Origin of the sequence: Ruania halotolerans, assembly GCF_021049285.1 — a bacterium.
GTDB lineage: Bacteria > Actinomycetota > Actinomycetes > Actinomycetales > Beutenbergiaceae > Ruania > Ruania halotolerans.
The window spans coordinates 3885095-3904999 of record NZ_CP088017.1 but is presented as its reverse complement, the minus strand read 5'-3'; the positions used below and the strand labels follow the sequence as shown (position 1 = coordinate 3904999).

General features: G+C 67.7%; 14 protein-coding genes. 7 read left to right on the top strand and 7 right to left on the bottom strand.

The genetic code is table 11. The features are described from left to right. Position 1 precedes the first annotated feature (1 nt). From LQF10_RS17655 to LQF10_RS17645, 3 genes are read left to right on the top strand one after another with little or no spacing between them, the layout of a single operon-like run. Positions 2–853, top strand: a complete 852-nt coding sequence (locus LQF10_RS17655; RefSeq protein ID WP_231065119.1) for a carbohydrate ABC transporter permease — start codon at positions 2–4, stop codon at positions 851–853. Beyond that, complete coding sequence (locus LQF10_RS17650) at positions 840–2858, top strand: GMC oxidoreductase (RefSeq protein WP_231065118.1); 2019 nt, start codon at positions 840–842, stop codon at positions 2856–2858. Before LQF10_RS17655 ends, LQF10_RS17650 begins: the two co-directional genes overlap by 14 nt. Positions 2859–2907: 49 nt before the next feature. Further along, positions 2908–4068 (top strand): LacI family DNA-binding transcriptional regulator, encoded by a 1161-nt coding sequence (locus LQF10_RS17645; protein ID WP_354002602.1) that lies wholly within the window; start codon positions 2908–2910, stop codon positions 4066–4068. A 95-nt stretch (positions 4069–4163) separates the two neighbouring features. Here LQF10_RS17645 and LQF10_RS17640 read toward each other — a convergent pair whose 3' ends face one another. From LQF10_RS17640 to LQF10_RS19500, 4 genes are all read right to left on the bottom strand, one after another. Beyond that, positions 4164–4625, bottom strand: coding sequence for a PPOX class F420-dependent oxidoreductase (locus tag LQF10_RS17640; protein ID WP_231067376.1), 462 nt, complete (start codon positions 4623–4625; stop codon positions 4164–4166). After that, a complete protein-coding gene (locus tag LQF10_RS17635) occupies positions 4622–5671 on the bottom strand; it encodes a transglutaminase family protein (protein WP_231065116.1) in 1050 nt (349 codons plus the stop codon). Before LQF10_RS17635 ends, LQF10_RS17640 begins: the two co-directional genes overlap by 4 nt. Beyond that, on the bottom strand, positions 5668–8178 hold the full coding sequence (locus LQF10_RS17630) for a circularly permuted type 2 ATP-grasp protein (protein ID WP_231065115.1): 2511 nt from the start codon (positions 8176–8178) through the stop codon (positions 5668–5670). Before LQF10_RS17630 ends, LQF10_RS17635 begins: the two co-directional genes overlap by 4 nt. Positions 8179–8441: 263 nt before the next feature. Next, positions 8442–8561: an MOSC domain-containing protein gene (locus LQF10_RS19500; protein ID WP_354002601.1), complete on the bottom strand. Its 120-nt coding sequence runs from the start codon at positions 8559–8561 to the stop codon at positions 8442–8444. Between the two features lie 94 nt (positions 8562–8655). On the opposite strand from LQF10_RS19500, the gene LQF10_RS17625 reads away from it, so the two are divergent. The 3 genes from LQF10_RS17625 to LQF10_RS17615 all read left to right on the top strand — a co-directional run bounded on the left by LQF10_RS17625 (position 8656) and on the right by LQF10_RS17615 (position 11043). Next, the gene (locus tag LQF10_RS17625; protein ID WP_231065114.1) at positions 8656–9645 is read left to right on the top strand and encodes a small ribosomal subunit Rsm22 family protein; all 990 of its coding nucleotides are present in this window, start codon (positions 8656–8658) and stop codon (positions 9643–9645) included. 39 nt (positions 9646–9684) lie between these two features. Beyond that, on the top strand, positions 9685–10206 hold the full coding sequence (locus LQF10_RS17620; protein WP_231065113.1) for a DUF1990 domain-containing protein: 522 nt from the start codon (positions 9685–9687) through the stop codon (positions 10204–10206). A 147-nt stretch (positions 10207–10353) separates the two neighbouring features. Next, positions 10354–11043: a hypothetical protein gene (locus LQF10_RS17615; protein WP_231065112.1), complete on the top strand. Its 690-nt coding sequence runs from the start codon at positions 10354–10356 to the stop codon at positions 11041–11043. A 71-nt stretch (positions 11044–11114) separates the two neighbouring features. On the opposite strand, the gene LQF10_RS17610 is transcribed toward LQF10_RS17615, so the two are convergent. After that, positions 11115–14507 (bottom strand): DUF7507 domain-containing protein, encoded by a 3393-nt coding sequence (locus tag LQF10_RS17610; protein WP_231065111.1) that lies wholly within the window; start codon positions 14505–14507, stop codon positions 11115–11117. Positions 14508–14721: 214 nt separating this feature from the next. Further along, the gene (locus LQF10_RS17605; protein WP_231065110.1) at positions 14722–16809 is read right to left on the bottom strand and encodes a RecQ family ATP-dependent DNA helicase; all 2088 of its coding nucleotides are present in this window, start codon (positions 16807–16809) and stop codon (positions 14722–14724) included. A gap of 67 nt (positions 16810–16876) precedes the next feature. Here LQF10_RS17605 and LQF10_RS17600 point away from each other — a divergent pair, with 67 nt between their 5' ends. Further along, complete coding sequence (locus tag LQF10_RS17600; protein WP_231065109.1) at positions 16877–17137, top strand: YdeI/OmpD-associated family protein; 261 nt, start codon at positions 16877–16879, stop codon at positions 17135–17137. Positions 17138–17209: 72 nt separating this feature from the next. Here LQF10_RS17600 and LQF10_RS17595 read toward each other — a convergent pair whose 3' ends face one another. After that, the gene (locus LQF10_RS17595; protein ID WP_231065108.1) at positions 17210–19870 is read right to left on the bottom strand and encodes a lamin tail domain-containing protein; all 2661 of its coding nucleotides are present in this window, start codon (positions 19868–19870) and stop codon (positions 17210–17212) included. Positions 19871–19905: the final 35 nt, after the last annotated feature.

Genomic DNA, 19905 nt, shown 5'->3' with positions numbered 1-19905 from the left:
CATGACCGCACGAAAGTCTGTCACCGCCGAGCGCCCATTGGCCGATGAACGTCCCGCGCCGCGACTGCATGTGACCGTTCTGGTGGGTGTCTTCGCTGCCCTGTGTCTGTTCCCGATCGGTGTGGTGTTCTACCTCAGCATGCGACCGCTCGTCTCGTCGTCCACGACGGGGCTGACGTTGGAGTCGTATGCCTATGTGCTGGGTGATACTGGTGTACTTACCTGGTTGCAGAACAGTTTGATGGCAACCCTCACCGCCACTGTGATCTCGGTTCTCGTGGCTGCGCCGGCTGGATACGTCATCTCTCGTGGCCGCTCACGCGCCGTATCGGCATTTTCGTTGGGAATCTTCGTTGTGCAGTCCTTGCCGGTGATCATCTTCGTGATCCCGCTCTTCATCGTGTTTACGCAGTTCCGAATGGTTGATTCGTTGGTGGGGATCACATTCATCTACGTATCGATGTCCGTCACTGTGGCGACGTGGATGATGGCAGCGTACTTCGACAGTATCCCTGTATCGCTCGAGGAGGCGGCATGGATGGACGGCTGCTCGATATTCGGAAGCTTCTTTCGAGTAGTTCTCCGGAATTCGTTGCCGGGCATCCTATCAACGGCGATCTACTCATTCTTGCTTGCCTGGAATGACTATCTGATCGCATTGGTATTTCTGCGCTCATCATCGAACTTCACGCTGCCGATCGGATTGCAGACCTTCTTTCAGCAGAACGCGACGGATTGGGGTCCGGTGATGGCAGCCGCAGTGCTGATGATGCTTCCACCAATAGTTGTGTTCGCATTTTTGAATCGCTACTTCAGTCTGGGCGGGATCGGAGGATCGCTTGCCGGCCAGTGACGTCGAGTTGCTCATTGAGCACATGCTGCAGACTGTGATCGCTGCGGATCGGCTGGACCCGGAGGGACGCGCGACCATCCGCGACTTGCTTCGCGCATATCTGAACGATGTGGCTGCCGAGCGTGGAGCGACCGCACTTCCGGACCTGAGTACTCCGCACGACGAGGGCTTCCGCATGGCGCTGGTCGCGCTGGCGGGCGACGCCGTGTATCGGCAAGGGTTGAGCGCGAAGGTGGTCGGACCCGAACTACACCTTCTGGCTGACCGTTGGCGTCCTGCGCCCATAGCGTCCGACGCCTTCGAGGAAGTCGATAGTGTTCGCGCCGCCTGTCGGGAGCTCCCGGCGCTCGACTCCTTCTACGACGTCGTGATCGTGGGATCGGGAGCTGGCGGTGGAACCGCAGCGCGTGAGTTCGCCACGGCTGGATGGCGGGTGCTCTTGGTCGAACGAGGAGGCCTTCCTGGAAGTGCTGAGCTGATTGGCGACCACGCGCGTTCGCCCCGTGCCTCGGCGGGCTTATACAGTTTCGGAGGGCCAAGCTCGACGACCTCAGAGCAGCGCACAGTCCCGACGCGGGACGGAACGGAGCAGGTGCGCGCGAACGATCCCCGATGGGGGAACAATGCCATGACGTTGGGCGGCGGGACTCGCCTCTACGGCGCCCAAGCTTGGCGGTTCACCGCGGAAGATTTTGCGATGGCGAGCACCTATGGTGTGCCCGACGGCAGTGCGCTGCGTGATTGGCCCATCGGTACGGAGGACCTCGACCCGTACTACGACGAGATCGAGGCAACTCTTGGCTTAGCCGGCGCGGGTGCGGTGCCCAGCGGTTCCAAGGCCGAGTGGCGGTTGCCGGCGTTGTCGGCGTCTCACATCGGGCGGCTACTGCAGAACGGAGCCGCCCGACTGCGGTGGCCGACGACGCCGGTTCCTCTGCTGATCAACTCTCGTCCGCACGCCGGTCGCCCCGCATGTATCCGATGTTCGCAGTGCGTGGGGTTCGAGTGCCCTGTGAACGCACGAGCAGGCACGCACAACACGATGATTCCTGAGGCTGCTGGAACGGGGAACCTCACCATTGCGCTACACGCGCAAGTCACACGCGTGCTGCTGGACAGAACAGGCAAGCGGGCATCCGGAGTGCGCGTGAGTGCGAGTGGTCCGGTTGGCCATGGCACGCGCACTATCGGCGCAGACGCCATCGTGCTGGGTGCCGGGGCGATCGAGACCGCGCGGCTGTTGCTCGACTCGGCACAGGAGGGGGCACCTCGAGGGTTGGGAAACGATAGCGACAACGTCGGACGGCACCTGCAGGGCCACCTCTACGGCGGAGCAACTGCGCTGTTCGAGGATCCAGTGGTGGATCTGGTCGGGCCGGGCCCCGATGTTGCTCTCACGCATACGCGCCATCACAACCCAGGCATCGTTGGTGGCGGCATGCTGGCCAACGAGTTCGTACCGACGCCCGCGAACACCGTCAGGTACCTCCTGGATACCGGGCTGGTTGAACCAGGTTCCAGGATCGCCTCGCGCGAGATGGAGTCGGCGATGGTTCGAATGGCCCGCGTGATGGGGCCCGTCCAGGAGGTCACCACCGCCGCGGCACGGGTGCGTATCGATCGGTCACGCGCCGACGTGTACGGTCGGTCCATAGTGGAACTGAGTGGTTCGCTACACACCGAGGACTACCGAGTGCAGGAACGGCTGGCGGACACCGCGGTCGAGTGGCTGACGGCCGCTGGCGCCATACGGGTGCGTCCGATGCGTGCCACCTCGGTGAGAGCGCCGTCACCCAGTGTCGGCCAACATCAGGCCGGTACCTGCCGAATGGGAGATGATCCGCGGCATTCCGTCACAGATCCGATGGGGCGGCTGTGGGATTGCGAGAACGTGCTCGTGGTCGACGGATCGACGCACGTCACCAACGGTGGTGTGAATCCGGTGCTGACTATTCTGGCGAACAGCATGCGCATCTCGCGAACCTTCGCCCGTGCGTCCGCCTGAACGCACTCACCGCGCGTGGTGAGTGTTGCGCCTACCATCGGCACATGCGATGGCGTTCACGAACCGGTCGGAGCGAAAGCCTGCCCCGGCGCAAGCGCGGGCGGCTATGAGTAGGCGCAGCTCGAGCGCGCGAACGGGCGAGGGGCGACCCCGCGGTCGCCGTCCGACCATCGAGGACATCGCTCGTGAGGCCGGCGTCAGCAAGGCAACTGTCTCGCGCTCCTTGTCGGGCGAGCCCGGCGTGTCCACCGAGCGGCGAAAGTCGATCGTGGCGCTAGCTCGAGCCCGCGGCTGGCGACCCAACTCGGCGGCGCAAGCACTCTCTCGTGGCCAGACAGGAACGCTCGGCTGGGCGGTGCGCCAGACGCCGAAGACGGCGACGGTCGATCCGTACTTCCTTGACCTGTTCGTGGGAGTCCAGCTGGCCCTCAAAGGAACGCCCTTCGACGTCCTGGTCAAGCTCGTCGGTAGCGCCTCGGACGAGATCCGGCAGCATACCGAGTGGGTCACCGAGCGACGGGTAGATGGCATCTTTCTTTCCGATGTCGAACGCGATGATCCCCGCCTCGGGAACCTGGTCGATAGCGGGATCGCGGTCGGCTGCATCGTCGATGATCTGACGGCCGATCAGCACGTGACCCTGCCGGACGACCGCATGGCACGGGTCGACCCGCGAAATGCCGAAGGGGTGGCGCTCGTGGTAGATCACTTGGTCCGCCGCGGACACCGCACGATTGTCTGGGTGCTCGGGCCGGCAGAATTGGTGGCCAACGTCGAACGCCGTCGCGCACTGACTGAGTGGTCGCACCGTTCTCCAGCGCACACGATCGTGATCGCGAACGCATCGCTGGACCGGACCGAGGGTGTCCACCGGGCGGTGCGGGAGGTCCTGGGCCACGACGCCACCGCTGTCGTCGTCGACAACGACGCGATCGCCAGCGACACGATCACCACCCTGAGGGCCTCCGGCCTCCGGGTGCCGCAGGATGTCGCGGTGGTGTCGTGGCTCGGCTCCCGGGACCCACAGACGAGCGAACCTCGCATCACTTCGCTGGAGTATCGGGTGACGGACGTCGGGGTCCGCTGGGCAGCGGTGATGATGCGTACTGCGTATCCGACTTTCGACCCGCTCCGTGCTATCACTGAGCCGCGCGTCGAGCACCCAGCCTTGACAGTGGGCTGGTCCAGCGACGTGCATCGAGCTGAGTGAGAGGTGACCGAGGGACGGGCGTTCGCGACGTCTCGGTTCGTGCTGCACCTTCAGGGGGCGGACAAGGTCCTATCCACGGGCGCCCGCGTGTGTTGTCAGGCGAGGCGGGCGGGGAAGCCGCCGGTGGCAATCGGGCCCCACCGGGTGATGGTGAGCCGCAGCAGAGACTTGGCCTGGCGCACCATCGCCTCCCGGTACTCGTCCCAATCCGGGTGCTCCCCGGCCACGGCGCGGTAGTAGTCCACGAGCGGCTCCACCGAGTCGGGCGGGTCGATGATCTCCCCGGTGCCCTCGATCTGCACCCACGGCCCATTCCACTCATCCGAGAGCACGCACGCGGCCACCTGGCCGCGGGCACGGACGTTCACGGCCTTGGCACGCTCGGGATACGTGGAGACCACCAGCCGGCCCTCGGCGTCCAATCCGCACGTGACCGGGGAGAGCTGCGGCCCGCCGTCGGCCCTCGTGGTGAGCACGATGGCACGGTGCCGGGGGCGCAGGAACTCCTCGAGTTCGGCGCGTTCGACGCGGTTGTTCGTGGCGATTGCCATGGTCAGCTCCTTCTCTCTCTCGCGTGCCTTGATCCAGCCGCCTCGCCACGCGCTCGCCAGGCGGCGGTCAACTGTTCCACCTCGTCCACGGCGCCGGCCACCTCGCCGCCGTCGAGCGGCCACAGGTCCACACCCACGTTGAGTTGGGAACCGGATCCTTCGGTGAACACGATGCCACGCAGTGGTGCCACATCCCGGTAGTCGCGTCCCCATCCGATCGTCACGTAACGGTTGTCCACCACCTGATCGTTCGTGGGGTCCACCTGTACCCACCCGCCGCCGGGAAGCCAGACGGACGCCCAGGCGTGCGAGGCGTCCACACCCCGGAGCTTCGGCTTGCCCGGCGGGGGCTGGGTCTCGATGTATCCGGAGACGTAGCGCGCCGCCAGGCCCATCGAACGCATGCACCCGATGAGCAGATGCGCGAAGTCCTGGCACACCCCTTTGCGCCCGGCCAGTACCTCGGGCAGCCGGGACGTGACCGAGGTGGACCCGGGTGCGTACGTGAAGTCGGTGTAGATCCGGTGCGTGAGGTCCATGATGACCTCGCTGAGCGGCCTCCCCGGAGCGAAGGACTCCACGGCGTAGTCACGCACCGCCTCATCCACGTCCACCATCGGAGAAGGTAGGCGCGCGTCGGCGATACCGACGACGCTGCTGGGGTTGTCGTTCGCCGCCCCGTGGGAACCCACACGGATCGAGCGAACCCTCTGGGCCACCTCCTCCCAGGGGAGGGTGGGCAGCCGTGTGGCGTCTGTGCGGCGCCGGCCGGTGGTGATCACCGCGTGCCCGACCACGCGCAGCACCTCATGCTCGGTACTGACGTGGAAGAAGCCTGAGCGATTTCCCGCGAAGTCGCGGTGCTCGGCGAGCGTGCTCGGTTCCGGATTGATCACCAGGCCGCTGGCGTGCACCTGCTGCCCGCCCCCTGGGCGGGGGAGCAACGTGGCGCGCCCGTAGGAGGAGGTCACGGTCGTGGGGTAGATGTAGGTGGTCTCGTGAGTGAGGCGATAGTGGCGGGTGGAGTCGGCGTGGGTGGTCCTCGTGCTCATGGCGCGACCTCCTCCCGTCGCGGCACCCAGGTGCCCGCAGCGTCCTCCCATTGGATGGGCACCGGGTGGGCGAAATGCACCCGAGCGATCTCGACGGCCAGGTCGCGCAGTCGCCAGTCCAATGACTCCAGAAGTTCGGCCAAGCGGAGCCGACGCCCGGTCTCGTCGGAACCGCTGAGCGCGGTGGCACTGTGCTCGATGAGCAGATCGGTGAGATCGGCAAGCAGCTGGTCACGCACCTGTGCGTTGTGCGCCGCCGTCGGCAGTGAATCCAGATCAGCGCGCAGCGTGGTGAGTTGATAGGCCAGCGATCGGGGATTGTTCCGGTCGAGCAAGAGGAGATCCAGGAACGTGTCCAAACGGGCATGCGCCTGGGTGCGCCGACGGTAGGTGATGACTGATTCGTGGGCGATCAGCACGGACTCCAGCACCATCGAGTCGACTGCACGATCTCGTTCATCGGTGACGGTGGCTCGCAGCACGTGGACCAGATGCTGGGCGCGCTCCAAGCGTCGTCCGATATCCATCAGCGCCCATCCCACATCGCGCACCATGGCCTCGGCGCCGATCCCGGCGAGGGCGAGGAGACCCTCGAGGCTCCGCGCGAGGGCACCGCCGAGGTCGGCATCGGAGTCGGCCAAGCGCAGCCGGCGTACCCGCTCTCGGGCCAACGCACGCTCCACGCTGGACAGCGCGATCCAGGTGTCGCCAGAGAGCTGGTCCCGCACGCCGGTGGCAGCGCGCACCGCTCGTGCCACGGCGAACGCCACGCTGCCTTCGCGCTGCTCCTCCAACAAGGCTTCGGAGAGAGTGCCGTCGGTCGTCACGTGGTTCAGTGCCGCCGTGAGGATGGAAAGCGTCTGCCCGCCGACGCTGCCGGGGACGAGGTGATAGTCGTCCCATCGATCGGCCACTGCGCGGATGAGCCGAACTGTTGCCTCGGCCCGTTCGATGTAGCGGCCGAACCAGAACAGATCTTCGGCGGCCCCGGGAGAGATGGCGGGGACGGCAGGCTGGTGAGGCGACTGGTCACCGCCCAGCCACGGGTCCTGAACGGGCTGCGGCTCCGCGGAGAGGATCCACACGTCCTTGGCGGCGGCGGGTTGGGCCGGTGGGTTCTGAGCGAGGTCGGTGGTACTGCGGTCGACTCTCGCCAAGCCTCCGGACATGACCTGATATCCGCTCGCGCGAGCCAGCGCAAAGGTGCGTAACGCCGTCGGGCGGGCCTCGAGCGTGTCCGCACCGATGGTGGGCGTGGTGGACGCGTCCACGGGTTCCTGGCCGACCCATTGGTAGGGATCGGCGGCGATCTCGACGGCGAGATCGGCACGCGCGCCGACGGTGAGGTCGCCACCGAACACCTGCCGTCCGCCGGGAATGGTCCGGCGGATCATGAGCCGGTCCAGATTGGCGATCACGTGCGAACACATGCTCCGCTCGCCACACCAGTAGGTGACGGCGGAGCCCAGTTGGAGCTCTTCGCCGAGCAGCTCACGGGCAAGCCGGGGCAGGTAGGTCATCAGGGCCGGGTTCTCGATCACGCCGGCGCCGAACGGGTTGACCACGGTGAGCGCGCCGCTGCGTGCCGCGTGGACCAGGCCGGGCACACCAAGGCGGGAGTCTCCGCGCAGATCCAAGGGGTCACAGTACTCGGCGTCGACACGGCGGATGAGGATGTCCACGGGTTCGAGTCCCGCCAGTGAACGCATCCAGAGCCGGCCGTCCGTGACCACCAGATCCTCGCCTTCCACCAACGGCAGGCCGAGCATCTGGGCGAGGTAACCCTGGTCGAATGCTGTCTCGGAGAACGGGCCGGGGGTCAGCAACGCAATCCGTGGTTCGTCTCCGGCACCTACGGGGGCAACGTCTCGCAGCGCGGAACTCATCGCGTGATAGAACGGCCCGATCCGGCGGATCCGCGCCTGTCGGTAGGAGCCGGCGAGCACCTGTGAGACCACCCGGCGGTCTTCCATCGCGAATCCGAGCCCGGAGGGAGCCTGGGCGCGATCGGAGAGTACTACCCAGGAGCCATCCGCGTTCCGGGCGAGATCTGCCGCATACAGGAAGAGCTGATGCGGGCCGGGGATCGTGATCCCATCGACGGTGCGGAGAAAGCCGGGATGGTCGAGCACGATCTCCTGCGGCAGGAGCCCGGTCGCGAGGAGGCGCCGCTCGCCGTAGAGATCGGTGAGGATGGCATCCAGTAGCTCGGCACGCTGCCGGATGGATGCCTCCACCTGCGCCCACTCGACTTCGTCGAGGATCAGCGGGAGGGGGTCGAGCTGCCAGGGCACTTCATGGGGCTCCGCCCCGTACCGCGCGCCGTGATCTTCCAGGAGGGTCGCGACGTCCTGGCGGCGGTCCGCCAGTTGGTCCCAGGAGCGCACCTGCGCAAGGTCGGCCATCTGGTCCCACGCGGCGCGTGCCGCACCGGTGGACTGCAGCATCTCGTCATGGCCGGGGCCAGTGGACAGATACGAGGCGAGGAGATCGGCCACCGTGCTCACTCTCTCCCGTCGGATGACTCACCCGAGTGTATGCCAATGGTAAAGGCCCGGGCGTGGGCAAGGTGGTGCGGCGCGATGAGTTGACAGAGGTTTGACTCTCAGGGTCCTACGCTGCGCGCGGCTCAGCGTGCCACGCGCCGACGGATGCGGGCCACGTCGTTCGGCGGCATGGCCGCTGTGACGCCGGGGTGCAACAGGGGGGGGGCAGCAGCTCGGCGTGAGTGGTCAGCGCCCGAAAGCACGTGGCCACACTCACCTCGTGATCAGGGTGGTAGGTCACGGTGATCGCATCGCCCGCGGCGATCGAGCCGCTCGGCCCACATGTCCAACGATTCACGCGGATAGGCGTACACGGCCTGATAGCCGCCACCGTGGTGGGCCACGTCGTGGACGCGGTCTCCCTGGCGATGCTATCCACGGCCACGCACGCCTGCGTCTCTCGCGAACCTGCTTTGCCGGGACGCCATACTTGGCCACGTGCACCCGATTCCCGGGCCGATGGCCGCTGCTGCCGAGTCCGTGCTGGCCGCGTACCGCCCCGCCGAGGTGGCCAGCGCGGCACGCGCCCTCAGTGACCGGTACCTGGCAGATCGCCCGGCGAGGGCCCCGATCATGGATTCCGACCTGCGGGCGGCCGCCTATGTGCTCACGCGGATGCCGGCGACGTTCGCGGCGGCTCGGTTCGCGCTGGAGCAGGTGGTCGATGCTGTGCCGGACCTGCAACCGCGGACCCTCCTCGATCTGGGTGCCGGGACCGGAGCGATGAGCTGGGCGACGATCGATGCATTCCCCGGGATCGAGCGGGTGCAGGTGGTCGACTATTCGACGGAGGCGCTTGCGCTGGCACGTCGGATGCTCGCCGCAGCGGAGGTTTCGGTTGAGCACGCAGTGTCGCGGCTGGACCGCATCGAGCGCGACGGTGGGCACACAGGCCAAGGCCCGCGGACGGACCTGGCGGTGGCCGGTTATGTCCTGGGTGAGCTCGATGAGGCAGGCCGGGACGCCGTCGTCGATCGGCTGGTACGCAGCGCGGAGACGGTCCTCGTGCTGGAACCGGGCACTCCGGCGGGGTACGCCCGCGTGCTGCGGGCCCGAGATCACCTTCTCGCCGCCGGCATGCAGATCGCCGCACCGTGCCCGCACGAGCACGCCTGCCCACTCACCGGCGACGACTGGTGCCATGCCTCGACGCGGCTGGTGCGCAGCTCGGCGCACCGCCAGGCCAAGGGCGGTCAGCGCGATTTCGAGGATGAGAAGTTCGCCTACATCGCCGCCACCCGGCTCCCCGTGGACACCCCCACGGCCCGGGTGCTGCGGCATCCGCAGGTGCGTCCCGGGCATGTCCGGCTCGAGCTGTGCGCCGGGGACGGCACCGCGCGTGCGGTCACGGTGACCAAGCGGAACAAGGAAGCATACCGAGCAGCACGCAAGGTCGAGTGGGGCCAGGCGTGGGACTCGTTCGGCTAGTCGTCCGACGAGAGCAGGCTGAGCAACGACAATGGCGACATGTCCCATGACCACCTCACCTACTGCCATCGTGGTGCGACGCGGGCGGACGATCTCCTCACACATCCACCGCGCGGATACCGCCCGATCGAGCGGCGGGTGCCGATTGGGCGGGGACGGGACACCTACGCCGAGGCGGTGCGGGCGGTGCTGTCGTGGCAGGTGCAGCAACGTTCAGGGATTCGTGTGGATGCGCCACGAGAGCGCCAACTGCGTACCGGTGACGTGGCGCGGCTGAGGATCGGACGCTGGCCGTGGGACGCGCCGTGCCAGGTTGTCTATACGATCGCGGAGCCCACCCGGGCCGGCTTCGCCTACGGCACGTTGCGCGGCCACCCTGAGCGCGGCGAAGAGCTCTTCCTCGTCGAACTCGATGGCGATGAGAACGTGTGGCTGCGGATTCGCGCCTTCTCGCGCCCCGCGAACTGGGTGCTGTGGCTGGGATACCCGGTGTTGCGGCTGATGCAGGGTGTGTACACGCGGCGATACGAGCGGTCTCTGCTCGACCGCGCGGATCGCTAGGCATCCGGCCGCCGGCTGTGGGCGGCCTGCCTGATCCATGCATTGAGGATCGATGCGGCGGGCCCAGCGCCTGCGATCTCGCAGTGGCGAGGGCCGCCGATCTGACGGATACTGGGCTGACTCATCCCATCAGTGGAGGTGTCGAGAATGTCTGCCACTGCACCGACGTCGATGCCGATGCTCGCGCGGGGAAGGCACCGCAACCCACGCCGTGGCGCCTGCTTCATGGAGTTGGCGTCCTACCTGGCTGGCGAATCGTGGAGCGATGCGCCCGCGTGTACCGATCCTGCGCTCGCTCATGTGGCCCGCCTGGTGAACGACCTCACCCCTGACCAGTCCCGTCCGCTGCTGGCCTCGTTGATCCCGTCGGTGATCGGATTGCGCAACCTGGGACCCGGGTTCGAGGACGAACTCGCGCTCATCGCCGCGGTGCACGCTCTTCCGATCGCGTCGCAGAGCCGGCAACGAGGCTTAGCCGTCGGTGTCGGACGCACTCTCGGTGAGTTCGGGACCTACCGCACCGACGCGAGCGCGCAGGTGCGCAGTCGTGCCCGGCACGCTCTCGGTGAGATGCCGGCGCTGGAACAGTGGGCGCGGGAGTTCGTCGACACGATGGGCAGCGGCAGACGTGGACGGCCTGCGCGCTCCTCGGCCAGCACGATCACCGAGATGGCCGTGCGGGGGATCGCGGATGCCTGCGTACCGGACCCGGAGGACCGGATGCGTGCTCTGCTGGCCGAGGTGATCGCTCATGCCCGCGGACACGTCACCGGTGACCGTGAGCCGCCCGAATTGCTACCGCACCAGTGGCTGGGTGTGGTGGCGGCGGCGCGCTAGATCGCACACCCACTACCGAGATGAGAGCGGGGTGACAACGCCCGTGTGGCGTTGTCACCCCGCTCTCAACGTCAGGCCAGGCGGCGGCGGACTGCGCCGAGGCTGACCCCAGCCGCCGTGAGCAGTCCGGCGATGCCCAGCACCGAGAGGATGGTCACGCCAGTGGTGGGCAGTTCGGCCGAGTCGGCGTCCACTGCCACTGTGACGCCATCCTCCGGCGACTGGACTGTGTCACCACCGGCAGCGGTGCCCTCGGCCCACGCAGTGTTGCTGATCTCGTCACCGTCCAGGTCCGCGGCCACCACCTCGTAGGTTGCCGTGCAGGTGATCTGCGCACCTGGCGCGAGCGATGCTGCCCCGTCGGGGCAGGTGACGGCGCCCAGTTCCCCGGCGCCGGTGAACTCGCCTTCGACCACAGCGACGTCGGTGAGCGTGACGTTGCCGGTGTTCTCCACGAGGAAGGAGTAGGTGATCTCCTCACCCGCTGCCTCGATGGAGTCCGTGGAGGCAGTCTTGGTGACCGTCAGTGACGGGTCCGCCGGGGTGGGGATCGTCGTGGTCCCGGGCGGCGATTCGATCGGAGCCTCCTCGCCTGGCGGGAAACCGGTAGCGGTGGCGGTGTTCTCCACCGATCCTGCGTCGATGTCCTCCTGGGTGAGCGTGTACGCCGCCTCGCAGACGAAGGTCTCACCCGGCGCGAGCGATTCGCCTGCGCCGTCGGGGCAGGTGACCAACCCGAGTTCGCCGGAACCGGTGAACGCACCCTCGATCACCTCGACGTCGGTGAGGGTGACGTTGCCGGTGTTCTCCACGAGGAAGGAGTAGGTGATCTCCTGGTCCACCACGAAGGACTCGACGTCATCCGGATCGGCGCTCTTGGTCACGGTCAACCCGGGAGCCTGCTCGAGCGTGACGGTCTCCTCTGAGAGGTTCGAGAAGATCGTCCCGCCATCGGGCGGTGTGCCGAGAACCCCCGCCGCGTTGTCGATGCTCCCCGCGTCCATGTCCGCCTGGGTGACGACGTAGGTCGCCTCACAGACGAAACTGTCCCCGGGCGCGAGCTCGGCCACGACGCCGTCCGGGCAGACGATGTCGATCGGATCGCCGGTCCCGGTGAACGCGACGTCGACCACCTCGAGGTCGCTGAGGGTGATGTTCCCGGTGTTCTCCACGAGGAAGGAGTAGGTGATCTCCTCACCGGCCGCAGTGGCGCTGTCCGGAGTGGCGGTCTTGGTCATCTCGAGCTCGCCGATCTGCTCCACCTCGACGATCTCGGTGGAGGGTTCAGAGGAGATGGGCTCACCACCCGTCGGAGTGCCGGTCGCGGTGGCGGTGTTGGAGACACCTCCGGCGTCCACGTCGGCCTGCGTGAGCACGTAGTCGGCCGTGCAGGTGATGATCTGACCGGGCGCGAGCGAGGTCGCCGGGCAGGTGAGCGCCGAGAGCTCTCCGCTGCCGGTGAACTCCGTCTCGTCGATGGTGAGGTCGCCGATCGTGACGTTTCCGGTGTTCTCCACCAGGAAGGAGTACTCGATCGCGTCACCCGCCGCGCTCGCCTCGTCTGGCGTGGCCGTCTTGGTCAGGCTGAGTCCGGGCTCGGCCGGTGTCGGGATCTCCACCTCGGAGGGCGGGGAACCGATCGGCTCCTCTCCCGGCGGGGTGCCGGTGGCGGAGGCCTCGTTGGCGACCGAGCCGGCGACGATGTCGTCTTCGGTGAGCGTGTAGACCGTCGCACAGGAGGTCTGAGCCCCCGGCGCGAGGGTGATCGACTCGCACACTGGGGCGGGGAGCTCACCGCTGCCGGTGAACGCGGTTTCCTCGATCGCGATGTCCTCGATCGGGACATTGCCGGTGTTGGTCACCACGAAGGTGTAGGTGATCTCCTGGCCGGGGGTGAAGAACTCGTCAGTGGCCGGGTCGGCCGACTTCACCAGGCTCAGCCCGGGCTCTGAGACCTGCACCGGGGTCGTGGTCGTGGATGGCTCGCTCGACACGGACTGTTCGTCCGGCGTGGTGCCCGAGGCGGTGGCGGTGTTCTCGACCTCGCCGAGACCTTCGTCGTCTTCAGTGATGGTGTAGTCCGCGGTGCAGATCGTGTTCGCACCTGCCGCGAGCTCTGTCGCCGGGCACGTCAGGGCCCCGGCTTCGAGCAGGGGGTCCTCGACGGTGATCTCGGTGAGGTCCACCAGGCCGGTGTTCGTCACGGTGAATTGGTAGCTGATCGTGTCACCAGCGTCGGTCAGGCCGTTGTTGTTCTCGTCGGTGACCTCAGCGACCTCCTTGACTACGTCGATCGCTGCCGCCTCACCCGTGGAGGTGCTGGTGTTGTTCCCGGGATCGGGGTCCTCTTCGTTGGCGAGCACCGTGACGGTGTTCTCGGCCACCGCGTCGACTGCGAGGTCGGCGGGGACATCGGCGGTGATGGTGAACTCGGCCGATTCGCCGGCGAGGGTGCGCCCACCGATGCACGTGACGGTACGGTCGCTCACGTCGCAGTTCGGGTCGGTCGAACCCGGGTTGATCAGCGGCTCGGGGATGGTGTCGCTGACCGTGAAACCGGACGAGTTGCCGGGCCCGTTGTTGGTCACCGTGATCGTGTACTCGACGGTGCTACCGGCGACGAGTGCTGCGGGCCCCTCCTTCACGACGCTGAGGTCGGTCGGCTGACCGGGCGAGGAGGCGCCGTCGTTGTTGCTGCTCGAAGGGCCAGGACCGCGGCTGATCTCGGTGAAGGTGGGGTTCGCGGAATCCGGGTTGTCGACCGCGAACTGCACCACGGTGCCGCTGACGTTGAAGGAGAAGCCGAGGTTGCCGTTTCCGAAGGTCCAGGCCGCGCCGGCGACCTGCAGAGCCGCGTCGACCTCACCGGGGAAGTAGGTGACCGTGCCGGTGCTCGGATCGGTCCGGCTGAACCCGCCATTGCCGGCGGACCAGAAGTACCCGTCGAGGAAGGCGATGTCGGGCCCGCCCGGGGTCGCGACGGCATAGACCGGCTGGTCGAGGTCGATGACCTCGACCAGCGCGCCGGTGGACGTGTCGATCACGCTCAACTCGTTGCCATTATCGGTCGCGGAGTAGTAGTACCCGTCCGGCCCCATCGCGCCGATGATGGAGCGACCGAATGTCTCGGTGCCGACACGGCTGATGACGCCCGCTTCACCGATCCGGATCAGCGAGCCTTCCGGGTAGGTGGTGTTGTCGACGCTGTTCACGAGCGCGTACAGGTAGTTGTCCGCAGGGTTGTAGGCGAGCGCGTTGTAGGTCACGGGCGAGGCGGTCCCCTCGGCCTCGAACTCGACCTCACCGTCGGCGTTGGTGACCGCGCGGAAAAGCCCGGTGGGCTGGCCCTGCCCGACGAAAACCAGCGGGTCCGCCGGGTCGAACGGGTCGCCGGGCGCTGCCGACGCCGTGGTGGTGGCCCACGGAGCCACGGTGCTCAGCGAGGCGGCGACGAGCGCAAGCAAGGCGAGCAGTGCGCTCAGCCGGGTCCTGCTGCCTCTCCGGATCGAACGGTCACGTGGCGGCGTTGCTATGGCGCGATACATCTGGCCCCTTCGGAGAATTCGCGGGTGACAGATGCCCGCGAGACGTCGCGCTCAGCATGTCTCACCGCGCAGTGTCTTGTCCAGGCGTTCAAGGGAGATTCTTGATCGATCGTTCAGGTTAGCCGGCTGGTGTTTACGGCAACTGATGCACTGCGAACGGGAGCACGGTCGACGCCCCGGCGCTGCCCAGCAAGTGTGCGGCCACGGTGACCGTCCATCGGGTCCGGATTGCGTCATCCACCAGCAGCACCGGACCGGACAGTTCGACTCCCTCGACCACGCGCGTGCGGGCGAGCAGTTCGCGCACTCGCATCCCTGAGGTGGCCTCCTCCGTAGGGCGAGGCCCGGTCACCTCCAGTGCCTCAACGAGCGGGAGGCGGCCCACCTGCGACAGGTGCGCGGCCACGGAACCCACCAACTGAGGAAAGCGTCTCGATGGCATCGCAACCACCGCCGTCGGGCGCTGCCAGTGCGGTGACCACCGTTTCAGTGTGGCGACGGCGGCCTCGAGGATCTCCGCCGGTGCGGGTTCGTCCCGCTGCCACATGCGCGCCAGTACGTCCGACCACGCGGGATCGTCGGCGAACGCGACCGCCCGGCCCGGGGCGATGACCGGGCCGATCTTCCCGCGCACCCCGTCCACGCCGGAGGGCCACAGCTTGCGCGGCTCCACCACGGCGTCAAGGCCACGGAAATAGGTCCGCGCCACGGCCACCATCGCCTCGCCCGGATGGTGGCCGGGGGCGGGCAGGTGCCCGTCGCATACCGAACACCGCCCGCACGGCTGCGGGTCCGGATCGTCCAGTGCCTGCTGCAGGAACTGCATCAGGCAGCCCTCGCCGTGGGCGTACCGGCGCATGAGGTCGGCTTCCGCCGCTCGGACCTTGCGCAGCCCGGCCCACTTCTGTTCGTCATAGTGCCACGGGCGTCCCGTGCCCACCCAGCCACCACGAACCCGCTCGACCACACCATCAACGGCAATGATCTTCAGCAATGTGGACAGCCGCCCGGGCCTGATCCCCGTGGCCGTGGACAGCGCCGTCTCCGAGACAACCTCGGCTGGTGCGCCCGCTTCCGGGTCTCCCGCCGCAGCGCGGCCGAGGACGTCGAGCACCTGATCCACCTGTTCCGGATCGGGAATCCCCGCCGTGGCGAAGTACTCCCAGATGCGTTCATCCGCATCGGAGGGCACCAGTACCGCCGTCGCGTTGTCCAATGCGCGCCCCGCGCGCCCCACCTGTTGGTAGTACGCCACCGGAGAGGCGGGGGAACCGAGGTGGATGCAAAACGCCAGATCAGGCTTGTCGTAGCCCATCCCCAGCGCCGAGGTTGCCACCAGCGCCTTCACCTGGTTGTCGCGCAGCTTGTCCTCAAGCTCGGTGCGATTCTCGGTCTGCCCGGTATAGGCGGCCACGTCCAGCCCTTGTTCGCGCAGGAAGCCTGCCACCCGCTCCGCCTCGGCCACGGTGAGGGCGTACACGATCCCGGACCCCGGCAGCTCGGCCAATGCTTGCGCAACCCACGCGTACCGCTCCAACGGGCTCAGCCCTGGCACCACGGCCAACCGGAGGGAGGCACGCGCAAGGGAGCCGCGAAGAGTCAGCGCCTCAGTGTCGTCAGTACCGAGTTGGGCGGCGACGTCGGCCGTCACCCGCTCATTCGCCGTCGCCGTGGTGGCCAGCACCGGTGTGCCGGGCGCCAGATGGAGCAGAGTGCGGGTCAGCCGCTGGTAGTCCGGGCGGAAGTCGAAGCCCCAGTCAGAGACGCAGTGCGCTTCGTCGATCACCAGCATCCCGGTGGAGGCGAGCAACTCCGGGAGGCGCTCGGCGAACCGGGGGTTCGCGAGCCGCTCGGGGGAGACGAGCAATACATCGATCCGGCCTGCGGCAAGCGCTGCCAGCACGTCGTCCCACTCCTCGATGTTCGTGGAGTTGATCGTGGCGGCTGCCAGCCCCGCCCGCTCCGCGGCCGCGATCTGGTCCCGCATCAGCGCCAGGAGAGGCGAGACCACGAGAGTGGGGCCGGCCCCACGGGAGCGCAGGGCCGCCGTCGCCCCCCAATACACAGCGGACTTGCCCCATCCGGTGGCCTGCACCACCAGCACCCGCCGGCCGTGATCGACCAGCTCGACCACCGCACGTTCCTGATCAGGGCGCGGGGCGGCGTCGGGCCCGGCCACGGAGCGGATGGTGGTGGCGAGAAACTCGGCAGTGGACGTCATCACCCCCATCCTGCCCGCTGGAACCGACGCCGGCAGAACTGATCCACAGGCGGGCTATTCTCGCTCCATGCCCGAGCTTCCTGGCGGAACTGTGCACGATCTTCCCGACGCCCTCGCGCAGGAGTTGACTGCGCATGCCGCCGCGCTCGCGGCCTGGCAGGACATCACCCCGCTCGCCCGCAACGAGTTCATCTGCTGGGTCACCGATGCCAAGCAGGAGCAGACCCGCGTGCGGCGGATCCGGCGCACCAGGGAAGAGCTTGAGGAGGGGATGCGCCGACCGTGCTGCTGGCCCGGGTGCAGCCACCGGGAGAAGAACGGGAGCTGACCGAGGCTCCGTTGGTGCGAACGCGCGAAGGGCCGCACCCGAGTACGGGTGCGGCCCTCCTTGCGCCGGTGGTCAGCCGATCGAGCTGCGCATCCTCGCGGCGCGCGCCGCACCGAGCAACAGCCCACCGAGGAGCACCGCACCGAGCGCACCGAGCCCGAGATCCGGCCCGACGGCGGCCCCGGTCTCTGCCAGGGAGCCGTCACCGTCCGTACCGGTGCCGTCTGCGGCCACGATCTCCAGCGGGGCCCAGCCGATCAGCGTTCCGTCGGCGGCCTGCACGACGATCCGGTGCTCACCCAGCGTGGTGTTCTCGCCGATGGTGACGGCGATCGTCCCGTCGGCCATCACGGTCCCGGTCACCAGGAGTACCGGATCCGAGTGCAGCCACACGCGGACCTCATCGCCCTCGGCGCCCGGGACGGTCACCTCGATCGTCTCGCCCCGTTCGGCGGTCACCGGAGCCTGCACGCCACCGCGGGTGTCGTCGGTGAGATCCTCGTCCGGGGTGGGAACAGGCTCGGTCGAGGGGTCGGTCGGCTCAGGGTCAGTGGGTTCCGGATCGGTCGGCTCGACGCACTCCTCACCGGTTGCCGCTCGCAGGGAGACGCCCTCGTGAGCGGTGTCTGAAATCCACAGCACTCCCGGCGCCACCTCGTCGTTCACGGCGCACCAGTCGAATGCGATGCCCTCATTGGTGTAGTCCGGGTTCATCCCGGTCGGGGCATGGTAAGTCAGCGCCCGGGTGAGCTCGCCGTCATCGAAGCTGAGCACCGAGGTGCGGTTGTCGCACGTCTCGTCGCACAGCACCCACAGCTCGTTGGCGCCGGCGCGCCAGTCCAGGCCCATCGCCGCCGGCATGGCCTCGCTCGGGGCGACGGACTGCAGGTGGGTGGCGGTTCCATCGGACTCCAGGGCCACGAGGTGGATCTCACCGGTCGACTCCACGGCCACGGCGAAGATGCCGCCGAAGTGCTCGCCGTACGCGGCCGGGTCGTAGACCGCGCCGTCAGCGTCGCGGACCCCGAGTGCCGTGGCGTCGGCGTCGGAGATCCACTCGATCCCCTCCAAGCCGCCGTTCGCGCTGAGCTGGCCGGTGATGTCGGCCAGGTTCCACTCGTGGGTGGCGGCCCCGGTCTCGGTGTCCACGCGCAGGACCGACGGGCGGCTGGTGCCACCGGCGGCGTTGTCACGCTCGGTGGAGGCGAAGATCTGGTCGTCCTCGGTCACGGTGACGCCCTCAGTGTCCGGTTCGCCTCCGCCGTCGGGATAGGTGACGACCTGGGAGCCGCTCACCACGTACTGATCGCCCTCGGCAACCATCGTGACCAGCTCGGAGGTGCCGTTGTTGACCGCGAACACAGTGCCGTCCGTGGCGATGTCGATGCCCGACATGTCCTCACCGAAGGTGCCCGCCGCCACGGCGTCAGTGGTCTCGTTGGCGAACGGCCACGGCTCGGCCTCAATCTCCGGTTCGACGATCTCGTCGCACGCGTTCGGGAGTTCATGGGTGCTCTCGGACGTCTCGGCGAAGGCGCCGGTCATGTCCGGGCAGCGCCCGAGTGTGATCGGGGCGTGGTTCTGCCAGGCCAGCGAGTCCACCACGATGCCCTCGGCGTCCCGCAGGGTGACGCTGTCCGGGTTGCCGAGACCGAAGTTCGGCTGGGTCATGAACGCCGCATACCCGCCGGACTCGATCTCACCGGAGAGTTCGACGGGCGGGTGCGTGGGGTCGTTGTCGATGAGGGTCCAGCCGGTCAGGTCCACCGACTGCTCGGTGTCGGTGTTCGCCAGCTCGACCCAGTCGCCGATGCCGCCGTTGGACTCGATCTCGTTGATGACGACCGGGCTCTCCGAGTTGCGGGCAACGTTGGCCGAACCCGGGGTGGGGCGGGTGTCGACGAAGGCTCCGGTGGCGTCCGGCACGCGGCCCTCCGTGAACGCGTGCTCGGTCCATGCGTAGGAGTCGACCAGCCCGAGGCCATCGGCGACGTAGAGGCGGATCATGTCGTTCTTGCCGAGGCCGAAGCCGTCGTCGGTGATGTTGGTCTCGATCACCAGGAACTCGCCCGGCTCGAGCGTGGTTCCCGCAGCGATCGGGAGGGCCTTGAGGTCGCTGTCGTCGCGCAGGATCCAACCCGAGAGGTCCACCTCAGCGTCGCCGTCGTTGATCAGCTCCACCCAGTCCTCGCCGTCGTCCGGGTCATCGGACATGACCTCGTTGACGGCGATGGTCTCCTCGGCGTCGTACCACTGCGGCTCGTTCCGCTCCACGTTCGCGGCGCCGGGGGTGGGCTCGGTGTCGGTGAACTCGCCGGTGCCATCGGGCACGCGTCCTTCGGTGAAGGCGTGATCGGTCCAGGCGTAGGAGTCGACGAGCGTCTCGTCCGGGGTGAACAGGCGGGCCATGTCATTCGAGCCCAGTCCGAAGCCGTCAGCTACCTCGTTGGTCTCGAACACGGCGTACGCGCTCGGCTCGAGCACGGTGCCATCGGCGATGGCGAAGGTGTGGGTGTCATCGTCGTCGCGGATGATCCACCCGGAGATGTCGACACTCTCGGTGCCGGTGTTGGTCAGCTCGACGAAGTCGGGGGAGCTGTCCGCGCTGTTGGACTGCACCTCGTTGATGCGGATGTCGGTATCGGCCGCGTGGGCCGGGGCGGTGGCGAGTCCGGCGATCACGCCGGTGGTCGCCAGTGCCGCGAGTGTGGTCAGAGCGCGGGAACGGCGCACGGGTACTCCTTCGAGTGGGGACCTGGCGATCCTTT